We start from the raw sequence: 19,394 nt of genomic DNA, 5'->3' as shown, positions 1-19,394 counted from the left end.
GCACGCGCCGGGCGCCCCTGTGGGGTGGGGGCGCCCTGGACGTCGTACGACGAACTCGGCAGGCGTCGCGGGGACTACAGGGCCTGCGACGCAGGCTTCACCATGTTCCGTACGGTGCGGGCCTTCACGAAGTCGCCCATGGCCGTCATCTCCCACTCGCCGGAGAACTGCCTGATCAACTTCGCCATCATCACGCCCGTCTGCGGCTCGGCGTTGGTGAGGTCGAAGCGGACGAGCTCCTCGCCGGTCGCGGCGTCGAGGAGGCGGCAGTAGGCCTTGGCGACCTCGGTGAACTTCTGCCCCGAGAAGGAGTTGACGGTGAAGACCAGTCCGGTGACCTCCTGAGGCAGCCGTCCGAGGTCCACGGTGATGACCTCGTCGTCGCCTCCGCCCTCGCCGGTGAGGTTGTCGCCGGAGTGACGGATCGCGCCGTTCACGATCTGGAGCTTGCCGAAGTAGCAGCTGTCGATGTGGTTGCGCTGCGGGCCGTAGGCGATGACGGACGCGTCCAGGTCGATGTCCTTGCCGCGGTACGCCGGCTCCCAGCCGAGGCCCATCTTGACCTGGGAGAGCAGGGGGCGGCCGCCCTTGACGAGGGAGACGGTCTGGTTCTTCTGGAGGCTGACCCGGCCCTTGTCGAGGTTGATCTTTCCGGCGCCGGGAGCGGCGGCGGGCGGGGCCGGGGGAGCGGCGGGGGCCTGGGGCGCGGGGGGAGTCGACAAGGGAGGGGCCGGCGGGGCGACCGGGGGCTGCATGGTGGGCGGCGGTGGGGCGACCGGCTGGGGCGGGGCCACGGAGGTGGCGGCCGGGGCCGGTTCCTCGACCGTGACGCCGAAGTCGGTGGCGATGCCGGCCAGGCCGTTGGCGTAGCCCTGGCCGACCGCGCGGGCCTTCCACTGGCCGTTGCGCAGATAGACCTCGACGATCACCAGTGCCGTCTCGGTGCCGAGCTGTGGGGGCGTGAAGGTGGCCAGGACGCTGTTGTCGTCCGCGTTGCGAATGGTGGCCGTCGGTTCGATGCCCTGGAAAGTCTGGCCGGCGGCGTCCGGGCTGGCGGTGACGACGATCTTCTCGATGCCGGGGGGTACGGCCGTCGTGTCGACCGTGATCGCGTCGGGGCTGGTGCCGCCGCCGGAGCGGTACGTCACGCCGGGGCCGACGGGCTGGTTGTAGAAGATGAAGTCGTCGTCGGAGCGCACCTTGCCGTCGGCGGTGAGCAGCAGGCCCGATACGTCGAGCCGCACCGGTGCGGCGACGTCCACCGTCACGCGCGTGGCGGAGAGAGGGATGTTCGAGCCGGGGGTCATAGCTGTCATGCCCGGTGAACGACCGGAGGCCTCTTACCGTTCCCTTACCCAGCGGCCATTTGGTGGAAGGAGGGAGGCGGGGTCAGCGGCGGTTGCGGGGGTGGTTGCGGGCGGTGCGTTCGTTGCCGTGTTTGTAGTTTCCGGTCCAGCGGGCCATGACGAGCTGGGGGTCGCCCGATTCCACCTCCGCGCGGAACTCGTCGGCTCTGCGGCCGCGGAGCGTTGTGGCGGGGTGGCCGTGGTGGCTGATGCGGATGGTGCCGTCTGGGTGGGCCTCGTAGCGGAAGCCGTGCGGGCTTGGCATGGGCCGGATCGTACGGGCGTGCGGTGCCGCGGCCCAGCGCTTTTTCGCCCCCGCCGCCCCTACCCGTCCCGTCCCTGGGGGCTGCCGCCCCCAGACCCCCGCTTCGGCCCCGAAGGGGCCTCGTCCTCAAACGCCGGACGGGCTGAACAACCAGCCCCTCCGGCGTTTGAGGAGCGCGGGTTACGGGACCACCACGATCTTGCGGCCCACCCCCGCCGCGAACTGTTCCAGCGCCTCCGGATAGCGCTCCAGCGGGACGCGGTCGCTGATGAAGACCTCGGGGTCCAGGACCCCGTTGGCGAACAGCTCCGCCGCCCGTTCGAAGCTGTGGAGGACCGCCATGGAGCCCGTGATGGTGATCTCCTGGTTGTAGATGCGGTACGGATCGATCGTCACCCGCGTCGCATAGTCCGCCACCCCGAACTGCAGGAACGTCCCCGCCTTCGCCACCCGGTCCAGGCCGTCCTGGATCGCGGCCGCGTTGCCGGTCGCGTCGACGACCAGGTCCCAGCCCTGCGGCCGGTCCAGTTCGTCGGGGTTGGCCGCCGACGCCGAGACGCCGAGGCGGCGGGCCGTCTCCAGGCGCTGCGGGTTCACATCCACCACGTCCACGCTCGCCGCGCCCGTCCGCTTGGCCAGCTCCAGCATCATCAGGCCCATCGTGCCCGAGCCGTAGATGAGGACGTGGGCGCCGAGCCTGGACTGCAGGACGTCGTAGCCGCGTACCGCGCACGACAAGGGCTCCACCAGCGCCGCGTCCTCGGTGCGGACGTGCTCCGGCAGCTTCACGCAGTTCGCGACCGGCGCCACCGCGTACTGCGCCGCGCCCCCCGCCGTCGTCACGCCGATCGCCGCCCACCGCTCGCACAGGTTGTTGTGGCCTGTTCGGCAGTAGCGGCACTCGTAGCAGTACAGGGACGGGTCCACTGCCACCCTGTCGCCGACCGACACTTCCGTGACCCGGGTTCCGACCCCGACCACCTCGCCCGCGAACTCGTGCCCCGGCACGATCGGCAGCGTCGGCGCGAACTCGCCCTGCAGGATGTGCAGGTCGGTGCCGCACAGACCGCATGCGGCCACGTCGACCACGACCTCTCTCGGACCCGGCGTCGGATCCGGGACCTCGGCCACGACTGCCTTGCCCACGGACTCGATGACGGCGGCCTTCATTTCACGGCTCCCAACGACAGGCCCTGGACCAGCTTGTCCTGGGCGGCGAACCCCGCGGCGAGCACCGGCAGGGAGATGACGAGCGACGCGGCGCACACCTTCGCCAGGAACAGGCCCTGGCTGGTGATGAAGCCGGTCAGGAAGACGGGGGCCGTCTCGGCCACCACGCCGGTCAGCACTCGGGCGAAGAGCAGTTCGTTCCAGCTGAAGATGAAGCAGATGAGGGAGGTCGCGGCGATGCCGGGGAGCGCGATGGGGGCTACTACCCGCCCCAGGATCGTCGGCAGCCTGGCGCCGTCGATCTGCGCCGCCTCGATGATCGCGACCGGTACCTCGGCGAAGAAGGACTGCATCATCCAGACCGCGATCGGCAGGTTCATGGCCGTGTAGAGGACGACCAGCGCCCAGATGTTGTCGAGCAGGCCCGTGTTCTTCGCGAAGAGGTAGATCGGCAGCAGGCCCGCCACCAGGGGCAGCATCTTGGTGGAGAGGAAGAAGAACAGGACGTCGGTCCACTTCTTCACGGGGCGGATCGACAGGGCGTAGGCGGCGGGCAGTGCCAGGAGCAGCGTCAGCAGCGTCGACGCCAACGAGGCCGTCAGCGAGTTGATCAGTGAGGGCCAGGGGCTGGCGCCGCCGCCCGCGCCGAAGAACTCGCGGTAGCTGTCCAGGGTCAGGGAGGCGGCGAGGGAGGGCGGGTTGGTCGCGGCGTCCGACTCCGAGTGGAAGGACGTCAGGGCCATCCAGAGGATGGGGAGGACGAAGAGGATGCCGGCCAGCCAGGCGGCGATGCCCAGAGCGGCGCCCTGGAACCGGCCGCGGAGCTGCCGCGGCGCTGCGGTGGTGGTGAGTGCGGTCATCAGCGGGACACCTCCGCGCGGAACAGGGACGACACGACGCGCAGGGCGAAGGTCGCGAGGATGATCGAGCCGATGACGACGATGACGCCGGCCGCGGAGGCGAGACCGTTCTCGTGTGCCTGGTAGAAGGTCTGGTAGATGGTGTACGGCAGGTTCGCGGTGCCCAGGCCGCCGGAGGTGATGGTGTACACCGCGTCGAAGTTCTGCACGATGTAGATCGAGCCGAGCAGCACGCTCAGTTCGATGTAGCGGCGGATGTGCGGCAGCGTCATGTGGACGAACACCTGCCGGTCGTTCGCGCCGTCCACCCGTGCCGCTTCGATGAGTTGCGGGTCGCGGCTCTGCAGTCCGGCGAGCAGGATCAGCGTCATGAACGGCGTCCACTGCCAGATCAGGGACGCCTCGACCGCCATCAGCGGCATCTCGGAGATCCAGTCCGGCTGGGCCGCGCCGTTCCCTCCGATCCAGTGCAGGATGCCGTTGAACAGGCCGTACTCGGGGTTGAACAGCACGTGCTTCCACAGCAGCGCGGCCGCGATCGGCACGAGCAGGAACGGGGCGATGAGCATGGTGCGGACTGCCGCCCGGCCGCGGAACTTCCGGTCCAGCAGCAGCGCCAGGATCAGGCCCAGGACCAGGCTGACGAGGACGACCGTGGCGGTCAGCAGGACCGTCGTCCACACCGACTTGCGCAGTTCGGGTGTGCTCAGCACTTCCGAGTAGTTGGCGAAGCCGGCGAAGTGGCGGTCGTCGGGGTAGAGGGCGTTCCAGTCGAAGAACGAGATCACCAGGGTGGCCACGAAGGGCAGCTGCGTCACGACGATCATGAAGATCAGCGCGGGGAGCAGCGGGGCCCGGGTGGCCCAGGCGCGCATACGGTGGGGCCGCCGGGCCGCCGGCCGCGCGGAGGCGGCGGCGACCCGGGTGGGGGGAGTCGTCACGGTCATCACTGGTACTTCTTTCCGACGGCCTCGGCGAGCTTCTGTGCCTTGCTCAGTGCGCTGTCCACCGACTGGCGGCCGGCGATCGCGGCGCTGATCTCCTGGGAGACCTTGGTGCCCAGGTCGGTGAACTCGGGGATGCCGACGAACTGGATGCCGGGCGCGGGCCGGGGCTGCACGCCCGGGTCCTCGGGCTTGGCGTTCGCGATGGCGTCCCGGGTGACGTCCGCGAAGGCGGCCGCGTCCTTGCGGTACTCCGGGATGTCGTAGGTCGACGTCCGCTTGCCGCCGGGCACGTTGGCCCAGCCGATCTTCTCGCCGACGAGCTTCTCGTAGTCCTTGCCGGAGGCCCAGGAGATGAACTTCCAGGCGTTCTCGGCGTTCTTGGACGCCTTCTGGACGCCCCAGGCCCAGGTGTAGAGCCAGCCCGAGCTGTCGGTCTTCTCGACCGGCGCCGGGACGTAGCCGATCTTGCCCTTGACCGGGGAGCCGGAGGCCTCCAGGGAGCCGGCGCCGGCGGTGGCGTCGTACCACATGGCCGTCTTGCCCTGGGTCATGTTGTTCAGGCACTCGGCGTAGCCGGACTGCGCGGCCCCGGACTCACCGTGCTTGCGCACGAGGTCGACGTAGAACTGCGTGGCTTCCTTGGACTCCTTGGAGTCCAGCTGCGCGTTCCAGTCCTTGTCGAACCAGGTGCCGCCGAAGGTGTTGATGACCGTGGTCAGCGGCGCCATGACCTCGCCCCAGCCGGGCAGGCCGCGCAGGCAGATGCCCTTCATGCCGGACCCGGCTCCGTCCACCTTCGCGGCGAGGTCGGCGACCTGCTTCCAGGTGGGCTTGGCGGGCATGGTCAGCCCTTCCTTCTCGAAGACGTCCTTGCGGTACATCAGGAAGGAGGACTCGCCGTAGAAGGGCTCGCCGTAGAGCTTGCCGTCCTCGGCGGTGAGTGCCTGTGTCATCGGCTTGAGGATGTCGCCCTGGTCGAAGGCCTTGTCGCTCTTGACGTACGAGTCCAGGGAGTGGAGCCAGCCGTTCTTGGCGTAGATCGGGATCTCGTAGTTGCTCAGGGTGGCGACGTCGTACTGGCCCGCCTGGTTGGCGAAGTCCTGGCTGATCTTGTCGCGGACGTCGTTCTCGGGGAGGACGGTGAAGTTCACCTTGATCCCGGTGTCCTTGGTGAAGTTGTCCGCGGTGAGCTTCTGCAGCTCGACCATCTGCGGGTTGTTCACCATGAGGACGTTGATGGAGTCGCCGCCGGAGGATCCGGACCCGCCGGCGCCCGCGCAGGCGGCGAGCGGAGTGATCAGCGTCCCTACGGCAGCCACGAGGAGGAAGTGGCGTGGCGCGCGTCGGCTCTGGGTTCGCATGGGGTGCTCCTGGACATTTAGGGGCAAAGGGGACGGGAGTGGGTATGGGGGTGCTCGGTGGGGTGGGCCGGTTGGATTTCTGGCTCTGCGACGGACGGGTGGGCGCCGGGGCCGGTCCGGTTGTCAGACGCGGATGACCTGCGGTCCCAGCAGGGAGTAGCGGTGGGCCTCCGCCGCGGGGAGCAGCGTGCTCGTCACGATCGCCTCCAGTGCGCCGACGTCGGCGAACCGGCAGAAACTGACCGCTCCGAACTTGGTGTGCACCCCGGCGAAGACCGTGCGGCGCGCGGACCGGATCGCCTGCGACTTGACCTCGCTGACCGCGGGGTCGGGGGTGGTGAGGCCGTGATCGCGGGAGATGCCGTTGGCGCCGATGAACGCCAGGTCGATGACGAAGCCGGCGAGCATCTTCGTCGTCCAGTGGTCGACGGTCGCCAGCGTGCCGGAGCGCACCCGGCCGCCGAGCAGCAGGACCGAGATGTTCTCGGCCTCGGCGAGCGAGCCCGCGACCGGCAGGGACGCGGTGACCACGGTCAGCGGCCGGTCCCTGGGCAGGGCCTCGGCGACGAGCTGCGGGGTGAAGCCCTCGTCGACGAAGACCGTCTCGGCGTCCCCGAGCAGCCCGGCCGCCGCGGCCGCGATCCGGCGCTTCTCGGGCACGTGGCTGGTGGCGCGGAAGGCGAGCGTCGTCTCGAAGCCGGCGCTCTCCACGGGGTAGGCGCCGCCATGGGTGCGGCGGAGCAGCCCGTGGTCCTCCAGGACGCGCAGGTCCCGGCGTACGGTCTCCTTGGCGACGCCCAGCTCGGTGGCGAGCGCGGTGACGTCGACCGAGCCGGTGGCCCGCGCCAGGCGCACGATCTCACGCTGGCGTTCCTCGGCGGTCTTCGCCGTATTCGCCGTCGTCATCGTCGACACCCGCTTCCGTGCTGTGCTGCGTGACTCGATCGCCTCGGGGGCGGTCGGGCCGGTTGCCCGTTCGGGCCCGGTGGAGCCCGTGGGGGAAGTTTTACAGCGGCAAAGCGGGACTGAACAGGCCTGTTGTCAAGTCGATGCTGCCCGTTTGTGCCCGTTCGGCCCCGCTCGTGACCGTCTCGGACCTGGGCGGCCGTAGATCGCGACGTGAGATCGGGCAGCGCAGATGCCCGAATACGGAAGCGGACGGGCCCGTTCGGTGCCCGTCCGCTCACTGGACGCTCGATTTCCGCCGCGTCGGCGGCCTCAGTACGGCCAGATCGGCGGGTCGCTCACGAAGTGGCCGCCCAGGTAGGCGTGGGCGATGTTCTCCGGGTCGAGCTTGCCCTGCTCGGCGATCAGCTTCTCGGCGTACGGCTCGGAGTCGTCCTGCGGCTCGTAGCCGAGGGCGCGGGCGGTGGTCAGGTCCCACCACAGGCGGGTGTTCGCGGAGGAGCCGTAGACGACCGTGTGCCCGACGTGCTCCGCGGTCAGCGCCGCGTGGAAGAGGCGGGCGCCGTCGGCGGGGCTCATCCACACCGAGAGCATGCGCACGCTGGTCGGCTCCGGGAAGCAGGAGCCGATGCGCACGGACACCGTCTCCAGGCCGTGTTTGTCCCAGTAGAGCTGCGCGAGGTCCTCGCCGAAGGACTTGGACAGGCCGTAGAAGGTGTCCGGGCGGCGCGGGGTGTCGATGGGGATGAGGGTCCCCGGGTCGTGCGGTGCGTCGCCCCGGGGGCGGGGTGTGAAGCCCACGGCGTGGTTGGAGGAGGCGAAGACGATCCGCGGGACGCCCTCCTCGCGGGCGGCCTCGTACAGGTTGTAGGTGCCCTCGATGTTGGCCTTGAGGATCTTCTCGAAGGGGGCTTCCAGGGAGATGCCCGCCAGGTGGATGATCGCGTCGACGCCCCGGACGGCCTCGCGCACGGCGTCCTTGTCGGCGAGGTCGGCGACGAGCGCGTCCGGCTCGCCCTCGACCGGGCGCAGGTCGAGCAGCCGCAGGTCGTAGCCGTACGGCGGGAGGAGGTCCCGCATCAGCGTGCCGAGCCCGCCTGCGGCGCCGGTGAGCAGAACGGTGCGGGGGGCTGGCATCCTCGGGTCTCCTTCGGTCAGCGGCCGCATGCGTGCACGGTATTCACATTCGTGGACTAGTTAAGGATCACCACCCTTTTCCGTCAAGGGTGGCGCGGTATGTGTTCATAAATGTAAACTCCGATCAGAAACCTGTACCAGCATCCTGTACTGGCCAGTTCCCGTCCCCGTCTCGTCCCAGGGAGAGCCCGTGACGTCTGCCCCTCTCGCCGCACGACTCAGCATTCCCAGCGGGCCCTTGTTCTTCCCCGTCACGGCGTACGGCCCCGACGGCGCGGTCGACCTCGACACCTACCGCACCCATGTGCGCCGAGGCGTCGAGGCGGGGGCCGCCGCCGTGTTCGCCTGCTGCGGCACCGGCGAGTTCCACGCGCTCACACCCGAGGAGTTCGAGGCGTGTGTACGGGCGGCGGTCGAGGAGACGGCGGGGCGCGTGCCGGTCGTCGCGGGCGCCGGATACGGCACCGCCCTCGCCGTGCGGTACGCCGGGCTCGCCGAGGCGGCCGGGGCGGACGGGCTGCTCGCCATGCCGCCGTATCTCGTCGTCGCCGGTCAGGAGGGGCTGCTGCGGCACTACCGGCAGGTCGCCGCGGCGACCGCGCTCCCCGTCATCGTCTACCAGCGCGACAACGCCGTGTTCACCCCGGACGCCGTCGTCGGACTGGCCCGCACCGACGGGATCATCGGCCTCAAGGACGGTCTCGGCGACCTGGACCTCATGCAGCGCATCGTCAGCGCCGTACGCACCGAAGTCCCCGGCGACTTCCTGTACTTCAACGGTCTGCCCACCGCCGAGCAGACCCAGCTCGCCTACCGCGCCATCGGCGTCCCGCTCTACTCCTCAGCCGTCTTCTGCTTCGCCCCGGAGATCGCCCTCGCCTTCCACCGGGCCCTGGAGACGGGCGACGACGCGACCGCCGGCCGCCTCCTCGACGGCTTCTACCGCCCGTTCGTCGAACTGCGCGCCCAAGGACGCGGATACGCCGTCGCCCTCGTCAAAGCGGGCGTACGGCTGCGCGGCCTGGACGTGGGGGAGGTCCGGCCCCCGCTGCACGAGCCGAGCGAGGATCATGTCAAGCAGCTCGCTCAGATCATCGAACGCGGGTACGCGCTGCTGGAGAAGCCGGAGAAGGAGCCGGAGGACACCAAGTGAAGGCGTCGGCATTCGTCTACCCCTGGGACGTCAACGGAGACCCGCGGGCCGCCGAGCGCATCGCCGCCCTCGGTGTGCGGCAGGTGACGCTCGCCGCCGCCTACCACTCCACCCGCGCCCTCACCCCCCGCCATCCGCGCCACCGCATCGTCACCGCCGAACACGCGGCCGTGCTCTACCCCACGGACGACCGGTGGCAGGGCCGGGAGCTGCACCCGTACCCGGCGGGGGACTGGGCCCCCGGAGACGCCTTCGGCGAGGCGGCCGCCGCGCTCGCGGACGCCGGCCTGGAGGTGCACACCTGGGTGGTCCTCGCGCACAGCTCCCGCATGGGCGCCGAGCACCCGGACACCTCGGTCGTCAACGCCTACGGCGACCGCTACCCGTGGGCCCCCTGCATCGCACAGCCCGCCACGCGCGCGTACCTCGTCGACCTGGCCGCCGAGGCCGCCGTACGCCCCGGAGCGCACGGCACCGAACTGGAGTCCCTCGGCTGGTACGGGCTCCAGCACCTGCACGCCCACGACAAGACGGCCGGGGTGCCGCTCGGGGACGCCGGGCAGTACCTGATGTCGCTCTGCTTCTGCCCCACGTGCCGACAGGGCTACGGCGCCCAGGGCCTGGACGCCGAGGAGCTCGCGGCCGCCGTACGCGCCGCCCTGGAGCCGCTGTGGCAGGGCACGGTCGCCGACGAGGGCTGGGCCGGAGTCGAGAAGCTGCTCGGCGAGCCGAACGCTGCGGCCACGCGCGCGTGGCGCGACGAAACCGCCCGTACGCTCCAGGAGGCGGCGGTCCGGGCGGTGCGCCGGGCCGCTCCCGACGGCTTCCAGGTGCTGCTGCACGCGGACCCGGTGCCGTACCACTGCGGCGCCAACGCGGGTGTCGACCCCGCGCACATCCTGTCCGTCGCGGACGGCGTGGTCGTGCCGTGCGCGGGCGGTCCCGGCCTGCTGACCCCGTTCGCCGGGCAGGGCCGCGAAGGCGCCGTCATCGCCGCCAATTTCGGCGTGGTCTCCGGCATGGGCGGCAGCCCGGGCACGCTCGCGACGGACGCGGCACGCGCGCGTGAACTGGGCGCCACCGAAATCCGGCTCTATCACGCCGGGTTGGCGTCGGACGGGGACCTGGAGGCGGTGCGGGAGGGGCTCGTCGGGCTCTGAAGCGGTGGCAGGGCGGTGAGCAGCCATGCGAGGCCGATGACCGGCGATGACAGTCGTGTGTCGAGCAGTTCGACCGGGGCTGCTCCGACCGTCGGCCGGACGACGTTGGGCGCGAAGACGGGCGCTGCACGGCGGTGAGCGTGGCGATCAGGGCGCGGGGCAGACCCGCGCCGGTCGCCGCCGGTTCTGTCACGCCGGGTTGGCGTCGGACGGGGGCCTGGCCGCGGTGCGGGAGGGGCTCGTCGGGCTCTGAAGCGGTGGCAGGGCGGTGAGCAGCCATGCGAGGCCGATGACCGCCGATGACAGTCGTGCGTCGAGCAGTTCGACCACGGCCGCCCCCACCGCCAGCCCGATGACGTTCGGCGTGAGGACGAGCGTGTTCGCCGTGGCGGCCGTGCGGCCCAGCAGCGCGTTCGGCGTCTCGCGCTGCACGGCGGTGAGCGCGGCGATCAGGACGCAGGGCAGACCCGCGCCGATCGCCGCGCTGCAGGCGAGTGCCACCGGGTCGGACGGGATCGCCCGCAGTCCGGCGGCGGCCGCCGCCAGGGCGATGCCGTAGGCGGCGAAACGACGTTCGCCGAGGCGGCGCAGGGCCGGCTGACCATGCTCAAACTCCCCGGTGACGAGTTCGTCAGCATCGAACTCGTCCATGATCCGGCCGGTCCGCATGCCGGGCAGGGCGAGGCCGGCGCCGTCGGCGCCCTCAGTCACTTCGTCATCAAGGTGGAGTCGATGGACACCACCCTCACCGAGCTCGCCGCCCGCGGCGTCGACGTCGAGGCGTCCGCATCGCCGGACGGCTCCGACGACTTCCGGACGGCGTGGGTCACGGATCCGGACGGCAACCGGATCGAACTCGTCCAGTGGCCGCCCGGCCATCCCGACGGCCTCAGCGCGGCCGACTGGCAGGACTGAGGACGCGGCCGACCGGCAGGGCGGAGGGCGGAGGGCTGAGGCCGGGCCATCGGCGAGACGGGGGCGGGCGGGCCCGGCGGCTGGGAGTTCGCGTCAAGGGCAACCCGATCATCCCGTTCGCCCATGACTCCTCGCCGGGGTGCGCGATCTGCGACCCGGTGATTGCCTTGTCGTGCCTGGTCGGCGGCCGGACGCCGCGCGGGTCGAGGCCGTGCAGACCGGCGAGCGATGAGTTTCCGGGCCGGGGGCAGTCCACCCTTCATGACCCCGGGAACCGTAAGGAGCAGCCGATGACCGGCACGACCACCCTCGACCTCGGACCGCAGACCCGCATCGTGGCCCACCTCGCCGACCGCGTGACCGACGACCAGCTCTCGGCGCCGACGCCCTGCCCGGGCATGGCGGTGCGCAACCTGCTGGGGCACCTGCTCGGCCTGGCCGCGGCCTTCCGCGACGCAGGCCGCAAGGATCTCGGCCCCACGACCGACACCGACCCCGCCGCCGTCCTCCCGGACATCGGCCCCGGCTGGCGCGAGGAACTGCCCAAGGTCCTGGCGGAACTGGCCGAGGCGTGGCGCGACCCGGCCGCCTGGACCGGCGAGACCCGCGCGGGCGGCGTGCCGCTGACGGGAGCGGAAGCGGGCGTCGTCGCGGTGGACGAGCTGGTGATCCACGGCTGGGACCTGGCCCGGTCGACCGACCAGAGCTACGAGCCCGACCCGCTCGCCCTGCAGCTGTCGTACGGCATGCTCCTCGCGGCCGCCGACGACCCGAGCCGCGGCGGCGGCATCTTCGGCCCGGTCGTCCCCGTCCCGGACGACGCACCGCTGCTCGACCGGGCGGTGGGGTTGAGCGGGCGGGATCCGCAGTGGCGCCCGTCGGCCGTATAGGCCCGCTTTCACCAGCCGCAACCAACTCGAAGACTCGAAGAAGGGAATCACCGGCCATGTCACTCGCCCGCGTCCACAACTTCTCCATTTCGCTCGACGGCTTCGGTACCGGTGAGGGGCTGAGCCACGACGCGCCGTTCGGCCACGCCGGGGAAAGGCTGCACGAGTGGATGTTCGCCACCCGCTTCTGGCACGAGATGGTCGGCAAGCCCGGCGGCACCGGCGGCCTCGACGACGCCTTCGCGCGGCAACACGCGCCCGGGATCGGCGCCGAGATCATGGGCGCCGGGAAGTTCGGCTTCCCCGGATGGCACGAGGACCCGGAGTGGAAGGGGTGGTGGGGGCCCAACCCGCCGTTCCACACCCCGACCTTCGTCCTCACTCATCGCACGCGCCCGTCGATCGAGATGGAGGGCGGCACGACCTTCCACTTCCTCGACACCTCGCCCGCCGAGGCGCTGGAGACGGCCCGCGAGGCCGCGGGCGGTCAGGACGTACGCATCGGCGGGGGCGCCACCATGATCCGCGACTTCCTCGCCGCCCGGCTCATCGACCACCTGCACGTGGTGGTGACCCCGATCCTGCTCGGCCGAGGCGTACGCCTCTGGGACGGACTTGAGGGCCTCGAGAAGGACTACGACGTCGAGGCCACGTCCTCGCCCAGCGGAGTCACGCATCTGACGCTCACGCGCGCAGGGCTCTGAGGCCGCCGCGGTCGAGGAACGGACGAGGGCCGGACAGTACGTACGCTTCCCTCCATGCCCCTCACCCTCACCGTCCTCGGCACGGCCTCCCCGCATCCCGCCCCCGGCCGCCCCTGCTCCGGCTATCTCGTGCGCGGTGGCGGGACCGAGGTGTGGGTGGACGCCGGGACCGGGACCTTCGCGGAGTTGCAGCGGCATACGGATCCGGCACGGCTGAGCGCGATCTGGATCTCCCATCTGCACGCCGACCACAACGCCGATCTGACAGCCGCCTTCTATGGGCTGGCCTATGGCGGGCTCACTCCGGACGCGCCCATACCCGTCTATGCGCCGGCGGACTGCGCACAGCGCCTCGCCGGGTTCTTCGGGCGGCCGGACGCCGGGTTCCTGAGCGGCATCCTCGACTTCCGGCCCCTGTACGACGGCCACACCGCCCGCCACGGCGACCTGCTGCTCACCTCGCGTGCGGTCGTGCACGACATCGAGGCGTACGGACTGCGGGTGGAGAGCGGCGGGCGGGTGCTCGCGTACTCCGGGGACAGCGGACCCTGCCCCGCGCTCACCGAACTCGCCCGGGACGCCGACCTGTTCCTGTGTGAGGCCGACATCGATGAGCATCGCGAAGGCGAACAGGTCCACCTGACGCCCGAGGACGCCGGCGCCACCGCCCGCGAGGCGGGCGTACGGGAGCTCGTCGTCACGCATGTCGGGCCCACGCTCACCCCGGAGGCCGCGACCTCCCGCGCCGCCGCTGTCTTCGGCGGGCCGACCCGCACCGCGCGCGAAGGTCACGTCCTGCGTCTCTGAGACAACCTCAACTCACCTTTGTCAGAAGCATTGACGAAACATGCGGCCCCTCCTACCTTCATCGCGTCGTACCTCGTACGTCATATATGAGACGCGATACGTGAGATCCCGTACCTGAGATCTCATACCTGAGATCCCCTACGCGAGAGCCGTCTCGCGAAGATCCGAGAGGCGCGCATGACCTCTGTGCCCACGCCGATCCCCTCGCGCACGCAGTTCGTGCTGGAGGAGATCAAACGCCGCATCCTCACCGGGCAGTTGACGCCCGGCCAGGCCCTGGTCGAGACAGAGCTCGCCGCACAGTTCGGGGTGTCGAAGACCCCGGTGCGCGAGGCGCTCAAGACGCTGGCCGGGACCGGGCTGGTCGTGATGAGCCAGTACAAGGGCGTCACGGTGCGCATGGTGGACGCGGACATGGCGCGCGAGGTCTACGACGTACGGCTCCTGCTGGAGCCCGAGGCGCTGAAGCGGGCGGTGCGGCGCGGGGCCTCGCTCGACGCCGCGCGCGACGCCCTGACCCGGGCCGACGCCGCGGCCGACACCGCCGAACGCTCCCTCGCCAACCGGGAGTTCCACCGCGCCCTGTACCTGCCGTGCGGCAATCCGCTGCTCGGCCGGATGCTCGACGAGGTCCGCGACCAGGCCGCCCTCGTCTCCGCCGTCGCCTGGGCCGCCTCGCCCTCCTGGGAGCGGGAGGCCGGCGAGCACCGGGAGATCCTGCGGCTCGCGCTCGAAGGGGATGCCGACGGCGCCGCGCGCGCCCTGCACGCCCACATCGCGTCGTTCGTCGAGCGGGCCTTCCCGGAGGCGGGGGCCGAGGCCCAGGGAGAGGACGGTCCGGCATGACCACGACGTTCGAGACCCAGCGGACGGCCCTGGCCGATGTGGTGGCGATCCCGGTGACCCCGTTCGCCGAGGACGGCACGATCGACCGGGCCGCCCACCGGACCCTGCTGCGTCGTCTCCTCGACGGGGGGATCAGGACCCTGACCCCCAACGGGAACACCGGCGAGTTCTACGCCCTCACCCCCGAAGAGCGCCGCCTCGTCAACGAGTTGACCGTCGACGAGGTCGGCGACCGCGCCGTCGTCCTCGTCGGCGTCGGCCACGACGTGCCCACCGCCATCGCCTCCGCCCGGCACGCCCGCGAGCTCGGCGCCCGGATGGTGATGGTCCACCAGCCCGTCCACCCGTATGTCTCGCAGAGCGGCTGGGTGGAGTACCACCGCGCCATCGCCGCCGCCGTGCCCGAGCTCGGTGTCGTCCCGTACATCCGCAACGCCCAGCTCGGCGGGCACCGCCTCGCCGAACTCGCCGACGCCTGCCCGAATGTCATCGGCGTGAAGTACGCCGTCCCGGACGCCGCCAGGTTCGCCGCCTTCGCGCGGGACGCCGGGCTCGACCGGTTCGTCTGGGTCGCCGGGCTCGCAGAGCCGTACGCCCCGTCCTACTTCTCCGCCGGCGCCACCGGCTTCACCTCCGGCCTCGTGAACGTCGCACCGTCCGTTTCGCTGAACATGATCGAAGCGCTCAGATCCGGGGACTACCCCGGCGCGATGAAGGTCTGGGAGCAGATCCGCCGCTTCGAGGAGCTGCGCGCCGCGAACGGCTCCGCCAACAACGTCACCGTCGTCAAGGAGGCCCTGGCCTCGCTGGGGCTGTGCCGCCGGGATGTGCGCCCGCCCAGCCGGGAACTGCCCGAGGACGAGCGCGCCGAGGTCGCCGCGATCGCCGCAGGGTGGTCGATATGACCGACCGTAAGCGTCCCGAAGAGCTCAGAAGCCATCAGTGGTACGGCACCGAGGGCCGGCTGCGCACCTGGTCGCACAACGCCCGCATGCGTCAGCTGGGATACGAGGCGGAGGAGTACCGGGGGCGCCCGGTGATCGCCGTCCTCAACACCTGGTCCGACATCAACCCCTGCCACGTCCATCTGCGCGAGCGCGCCGAGGCGGTCAAGCGGGGGGTGTGGCAGGCCGGGGGTTTCCCGCTCGAGTTCCCGGTCTCGACCCTCTCGGAGACGTACCAGAAGCCGACCCCCATGCTCTACCGCAACCTCCTCGCGATGGAGACGGAGGAGCTGCTGCGGTCGTATCCGATCGACGCGGCGGTGCTGCTCGGCGGCTGCGACAAGTCGACGCCGGCGCTGCTGATGGGCGCGGCCTCCGCCGACGTACCGTCGGTCTTCGTGCCCGCCGGGCCGATGCTGCCGGGGCACTGGCGCGGGGAGACCCTCGGGTCCGGCACCGACATGTGGAAGTACTGGGACGAGCACCGCGCCGGCAACCTCACGGACTGTGAACTGCGGGAACTCCAGGGCGGGTTGGCGCGTTCTCCCGGTCACTGCATGACCATGGGAACCGCCTCCACGATGACCGCGGCGGTGGAAGCCCTCGGCATGACACTGCCGGGCGCCTCCTCCATCCCGGCCGTCGACTCCGGGCACGAGCGGATGGCCGCCGCCTCCGGGCGCCGCGCCGTGGAGCTCGCCTGGACCGGGCTCGCGCCGTCCCGGATCCTCACTTGCGAGGCCTTCGAGGACGCCGTCACCACCATCCTCGGTCTCGGCGGCTCCACCAACGCCGTCATCCACCTGATCGCCATGGCGGGGCGGGCCGGAGTCAAGCTCACCCTGGACGACTTCGACCGCATCGCCCGCACCGTCCCGGTCCTGGCCAACGTGCGGCCCGGCGGACAGACGTACCTCATGGAGGACTTCCACTTCGCCGGCGGCCTGCCCGCCTTCCTCTCCCGGATCACCGACCTGCTGCACCTGGACCGGCCGACCGTCAACGGCACCCTGGGCGAGCAGATCGAGGGCGCCGTCGTCCACGACGACGACGTCATCCGCACCCGGGAGAACCCGGTCGCCGCCGAGGGCGGGGTGGCCGTGCTGCGCGGCAACCTCTGTCCGGACGGCGCGGTCATCAAGCACATCTCCGCCGAACGGCACCTGCTCGAGCACACCGGTCCCGCGGTCGTCTTCGACGACTACAAGACCATGCAGCGCACCATCAACGACCCGTCGCTGAACATCACCGCGGACAGCGTGCTGGTGCTTCGCAACGCCGGTCCCAAGGGCGGCCCGGGGATGCCCGAGTACGGCATGCTGCCCATCCCCGAGTACCTGCTGAAGCAGGGTGTACGGGACATGGTGCGGATCTCCGACGCCCGGATGAGCGGCACGAGTTACGGCGCGTGCGCGCTGCACATCGCGCCCGAGTCGTACGTCGGCGGCCCGCTGGCCCTGGTGCGGACGGGGGACTCGATCACACTCGACGTCGAGGCCCGTACCCTCCGACTCAACGTGGACGACGAGGAGTTGGAGCAGCGCCGGGCGGAGTGGACGCCGCCGCCCGCGCGGTACGAGCGCGGCTACGGCGCGCTCTACAACGAACAGATCACCCAGGCCGACACAGGCTGCGACTTCGAGTTCCTGTCCCGCCCGGGCAAGTCCCCGGATCCATACGCAGGCTGACCCCAACGCCCTGAAGGGGCGCGGGGAACTGCGCGATCAACCACAAAGCACCCGCACCCGCCACACAACCGCAATCGCCACCCCCCTGTCGCGCCCATCGAGAAAGCGCTTCCTGCACCACAAAAGCAAGCCGCACGCACGACGCACCGAGAACGGAGACCAGTCATGGCCCAAGCCGCAGCCGTGGCGAAACCGCCCGCGCCACCCCGGCGGCGCCGTGCCTCCGCCACGCCGCGCAGGCTCCCGTATCTGCTGATCGCCCCGGCGGCCCTGCTCATGCTGGGCTTCATCGCCTACCCGGTCGTCAGCGTCTTCTACTACAGCCTGCAGGAGTACAACCCCACCAAGCCGTGGCGCAACGGCTTCGCCGGCTTCGACAACTTCGTCCACGCCTTCACCGAGGACCCGCTGTTCTGGGACACGCTGGTCTTCAGTGCCAAGTGGGTGTTCGTCGAGGTCGGGCTGCAGCTGCTGTTCGGGCTCGCGCTCGCGCTGATCGTCAACCAGACCTTCGTGGGCCGGGCGGTCGGGCGCGCCCTGGTCTTCTCGCCCTGGGCCGTCTCCGGCGTGCTGACCTCGGCCATCTGGGTGCTGCTCTACAACTCCCAGACCGGCATCACCCGCTACCTCGCCGACGTGGGCATCGGCTCCTACGGCACCAGCTGGCTGTCGGACACCTCCACCGTGTTCCCGGCGGCGATCGTCGCCGACCTGTGGCGCGGCGTGCCCTTCTTCGCGATCCTCATCCTCGCCGACCTCCAGTCCGTCTCGAAGGACCTGTACGAGGCCGCCGAGGTCGACGGGGCCGGCCGCCTCCAGCAGTTCTGGAACATCACCCTGCCCCATCTGAAGGACGCCATCGTCCTGTCCACGCTGCTGCGGGCGGTGTGGGAGTTCAACAACGTCGACCTGCTCTACACCCTCACCGGCGGCGGGCCGGCCGGCGAGACCACGACGCTCCCGCTCTACATCGCCAACACCAGCGTCGAGGCCCACAACTTCGGCTACGCGTCCGCCCTGACCACGGTCGCGTTCGTGATCCTGCTCTTCTGCTCGATCGTCTATCTGCGGCTGAGCAAGTTCGGAGGTGAGGACAAGTGAGCGTGAAGGAAGCCACCAAGTCCGCGCCCGCACCCGTGCGCGCCGCCCCCGAACCGCCCCGTCCGACGAAGAAGAACCGCGCCTGGGACGAGGTCCCGCGCTGGCAGATCTACCTCCCGCTGTCGGTCTACCTGGTCTTCACCCTCATCCCCTTCTACTGGATCCTGCTGTTCTCCCTGCGCCCGTCCGGCTCGACCTCGCTCGTGCCGTGGCCCATCACCTTCGACCACTTCGAGAAGGTCTGGACGGAGCGGAGCTTCGGCACCTACTTCCAGAACAGCGTCCTCGTCGGCCTCACCACCCTGCTGATGACGACCCTCGTCGCCCTGGCCGGCGGCTACGCCCTCGCCCGCTTCAACTTCAAGATCAAGCGCGCGTTCATGCTGGCTCTGCTCTGCTCCCAGTTCGTGCCGGGCGCGCTGCTGCTGGTGCCGCTGTTCGAGATCTTCGCCGAACTGCGGATGATCAACTCGCTGGGCAGCGTCATCATCGCGGAGACGGTCTTCCAGCTGCCGCTGTCGATGATCCTGATCAGCAACTTCATCAAGAACGTGCCGTACTCCCTGGAGGAGGCGGCCTGGGTCGACGGCTGCAACCGGATGACGGCCTTCAGGATCGTCGTCCTGCCGTTGCTGCGGCCCGGTCTGATCGCCGTCGGCTCCTTCGCCTTCGTGCACTCCTGGAACCACTTCCTGTTCGCGCTGATGTTCCTCAACAACCCGGAGCGGCAGACCATCCCGGTCGGCCTCAACACCCTGATGGGCGCGGACAGCGTCGACCTCGGCGCGCTCGCCGCGGGCGGCATCATCGCGGCCGTGCCCGTGGTGATCGTGTTCGCCTTCATCCAGAAGTGGCTGATCACGGGCTTCAGCGCGGGGGCGGTGAAGGGATGAGAGGCCGAAGGGGATTCCAACTGGCCGTCGTCGCCGGGATGCTGGGCCTCGCGTTCAGCGCCCCGGCCGGGGCCGACCCGCTGCGCGACATCAGCCGCGACGCGCTGGCCCCGAACGACGGTTGGGCGGCGGCCGGCGGTGGTACGGCGGGGGGTTCCACCGCCGCCGAGGAGCGCTCCGCTGGGGGAGCCGCGTATCGATACGGCCCCGCGCCCCTTCGGGGCGTTGCCGATCCGCTGCGCGACATCAGCCGCGACGCGCTGCCCCCGAACGACGGTTGGGCGGCGGCCGGCGGTGGTAC

The 19,394-nt window shown here is 70.7% G+C and carries 19 protein-coding genes and 2 pseudogenes; 12 read left to right on the top strand and 9 right to left on the bottom strand.

The genetic code is table 11. From position 1 onward, the window contains the following. Positions 1-74 precede the first annotated feature (74 nt). From ACIBU0_RS22815 to ACIBU0_RS22780, 8 genes are all read right to left on the bottom strand, one after another. Positions 75-1,307: a TerD family protein gene (locus tag ACIBU0_RS22815; RefSeq protein ID WP_398821736.1), complete on the bottom strand. Its 1,233-nt coding sequence runs from the start codon at positions 1,305-1,307 to the stop codon at positions 75-77. 82 nt (positions 1,308-1,389) lie between these two features. Further along, a complete protein-coding gene (locus tag ACIBU0_RS22810; RefSeq protein WP_398821137.1) occupies positions 1,390-1,611 on the bottom strand; it encodes a hypothetical protein in 222 nt (73 codons plus the stop codon). Positions 1,612-1,791: 180 nt separating this feature from the next. Then, on the bottom strand, positions 1,792-2,781 hold the full coding sequence (locus tag ACIBU0_RS22805; protein WP_398821136.1) for a zinc-dependent alcohol dehydrogenase family protein: 990 nt from the start codon (positions 2,779-2,781) through the stop codon (positions 1,792-1,794). Next, positions 2,778-3,641 carry a carbohydrate ABC transporter permease gene (locus ACIBU0_RS22800; protein WP_398821134.1) on the bottom strand — a complete coding sequence of 288 codons (864 nt, stop codon included), beginning with the start codon at positions 3,639-3,641 and terminating at the stop codon, positions 2,778-2,780. Before ACIBU0_RS22800 ends, ACIBU0_RS22805 begins: the two co-directional genes overlap by 4 nt. After that, on the bottom strand, positions 3,641-4,588 hold the full coding sequence (locus ACIBU0_RS22795; protein WP_398821132.1) for a carbohydrate ABC transporter permease: 948 nt from the start codon (positions 4,586-4,588) through the stop codon (positions 3,641-3,643). The genes ACIBU0_RS22800 and ACIBU0_RS22795 overlap by 1 nt, the downstream gene beginning before the upstream one ends. Continuing rightward, a complete protein-coding gene (locus tag ACIBU0_RS22790; RefSeq protein WP_398821130.1) occupies positions 4,588-5,949 on the bottom strand; it encodes an ABC transporter substrate-binding protein in 1,362 nt (453 codons plus the stop codon). Before ACIBU0_RS22790 ends, ACIBU0_RS22795 begins: the two co-directional genes overlap by 1 nt. 123 nt (positions 5,950-6,072) lie before the next feature. Next, positions 6,073-6,855: a DeoR/GlpR family DNA-binding transcription regulator gene (locus ACIBU0_RS22785; RefSeq protein ID WP_398821128.1), complete on the bottom strand. Its 783-nt coding sequence runs from the start codon at positions 6,853-6,855 to the stop codon at positions 6,073-6,075. Positions 6,856-7,167: 312 nt separating this feature from the next. Continuing rightward, complete coding sequence (locus tag ACIBU0_RS22780; protein ID WP_398821126.1) at positions 7,168-7,992, bottom strand: NAD-dependent epimerase/dehydratase family protein; 825 nt, start codon at positions 7,990-7,992, stop codon at positions 7,168-7,170. A gap of 190 nt (positions 7,993-8,182) precedes the next feature. Here ACIBU0_RS22780 and ACIBU0_RS22775 point away from each other — a divergent pair, with 190 nt between their 5' ends. Then, the gene (locus ACIBU0_RS22775; protein WP_398821124.1) at positions 8,183-9,145 is read left to right on the top strand and encodes a 5-dehydro-4-deoxyglucarate dehydratase; all 963 of its coding nucleotides are present in this window, start codon (positions 8,183-8,185) and stop codon (positions 9,143-9,145) included. After that, a complete protein-coding gene (locus tag ACIBU0_RS22770; protein WP_398821122.1) occupies positions 9,142-10,305 on the top strand; it encodes a hypothetical protein in 1,164 nt (387 codons plus the stop codon). Before ACIBU0_RS22775 ends, ACIBU0_RS22770 begins: the two co-directional genes overlap by 4 nt. 189 nt (positions 10,306-10,494) lie before the next feature. On the opposite strand, the pseudogene ACIBU0_RS22765 reads toward ACIBU0_RS22770, so the two are convergent. Further along, positions 10,495-10,902 (bottom strand): annotated as a pseudogene (locus tag ACIBU0_RS22765) (MFS transporter); the annotation flags it as partial. Between the two features lie 6 nt (positions 10,903-10,908). Here ACIBU0_RS22765 and ACIBU0_RS22760 point away from each other — a divergent pair. The 10 genes and pseudogenes from ACIBU0_RS22760 (at position 10,909) to ACIBU0_RS22715 (ending at position 19,093) form a co-directional block, all read left to right on the top strand. Then, positions 10,909-11,220, top strand: coding sequence for a VOC family protein (locus ACIBU0_RS22760; protein ID WP_398821120.1), 312 nt, complete (start codon positions 10,909-10,911; stop codon positions 11,218-11,220). Beyond that, positions 11,127-11,399, top strand: a pseudogene (locus ACIBU0_RS22755) (DUF6010 family protein); the annotation flags it as partial. The gene ACIBU0_RS22760 and the pseudogene ACIBU0_RS22755, both read left to right, overlap by 94 nt. A gap of 111 nt (positions 11,400-11,510) precedes the next feature. After that, positions 11,511-12,110 (top strand): TIGR03086 family metal-binding protein, encoded by a 600-nt coding sequence (locus ACIBU0_RS22750; protein ID WP_398821734.1) that lies wholly within the window; start codon positions 11,511-11,513, stop codon positions 12,108-12,110. A 56-nt stretch (positions 12,111-12,166) separates the two neighbouring features. Further along, the gene (locus tag ACIBU0_RS22745) at positions 12,167-12,814 is read left to right on the top strand and encodes a dihydrofolate reductase family protein (protein ID WP_398821118.1); all 648 of its coding nucleotides are present in this window, start codon (positions 12,167-12,169) and stop codon (positions 12,812-12,814) included. Positions 12,815-12,868: 54 nt separating this feature from the next. Beyond that, on the top strand, positions 12,869-13,621 hold the full coding sequence (locus ACIBU0_RS22740) for an MBL fold metallo-hydrolase (RefSeq protein WP_398821116.1): 753 nt from the start codon (positions 12,869-12,871) through the stop codon (positions 13,619-13,621). 177 nt (positions 13,622-13,798) lie between these two features. Next, a complete protein-coding gene (locus tag ACIBU0_RS22735) occupies positions 13,799-14,467 on the top strand; it encodes a GntR family transcriptional regulator (RefSeq protein ID WP_398821114.1) in 669 nt (222 codons plus the stop codon). Continuing rightward, entirely contained in the window at positions 14,464-15,372 is a 909-nt protein-coding gene (locus tag ACIBU0_RS22730) for a dihydrodipicolinate synthase family protein (RefSeq protein WP_398821112.1), read from the top strand. Before ACIBU0_RS22735 ends, ACIBU0_RS22730 begins: the two co-directional genes overlap by 4 nt. Then, on the top strand, positions 15,369-17,099 hold the full coding sequence (araD, locus tag ACIBU0_RS22725) for an L-arabinonate dehydratase (protein WP_398821110.1): 1,731 nt from the start codon (positions 15,369-15,371) through the stop codon (positions 17,097-17,099). The genes ACIBU0_RS22730 and araD overlap by 4 nt, the downstream gene beginning before the upstream one ends. A 165-nt stretch (positions 17,100-17,264) precedes the next feature. Further along, positions 17,265-18,200: a carbohydrate ABC transporter permease gene (locus ACIBU0_RS22720; RefSeq protein ID WP_398821108.1), complete on the top strand. Its 936-nt coding sequence runs from the start codon at positions 17,265-17,267 to the stop codon at positions 18,198-18,200. Continuing rightward, positions 18,197-19,093: a carbohydrate ABC transporter permease gene (locus tag ACIBU0_RS22715; protein ID WP_398821106.1), complete on the top strand. Its 897-nt coding sequence runs from the start codon at positions 18,197-18,199 to the stop codon at positions 19,091-19,093. The genes ACIBU0_RS22720 and ACIBU0_RS22715 overlap by 4 nt, the downstream gene beginning before the upstream one ends. Positions 19,094-19,394 lie beyond the last annotated feature (301 nt).

It is taken from the genome of Streptomyces sp. NPDC049627 (assembly GCF_044465645.1).
Classification (GTDB): Bacteria; Actinomycetota; Actinomycetes; order Streptomycetales; family Streptomycetaceae; genus Streptomyces.
Note: the sequence above shows the minus strand (reverse complement) of the source record. Positions and strands in the feature narration are given on the sequence as shown.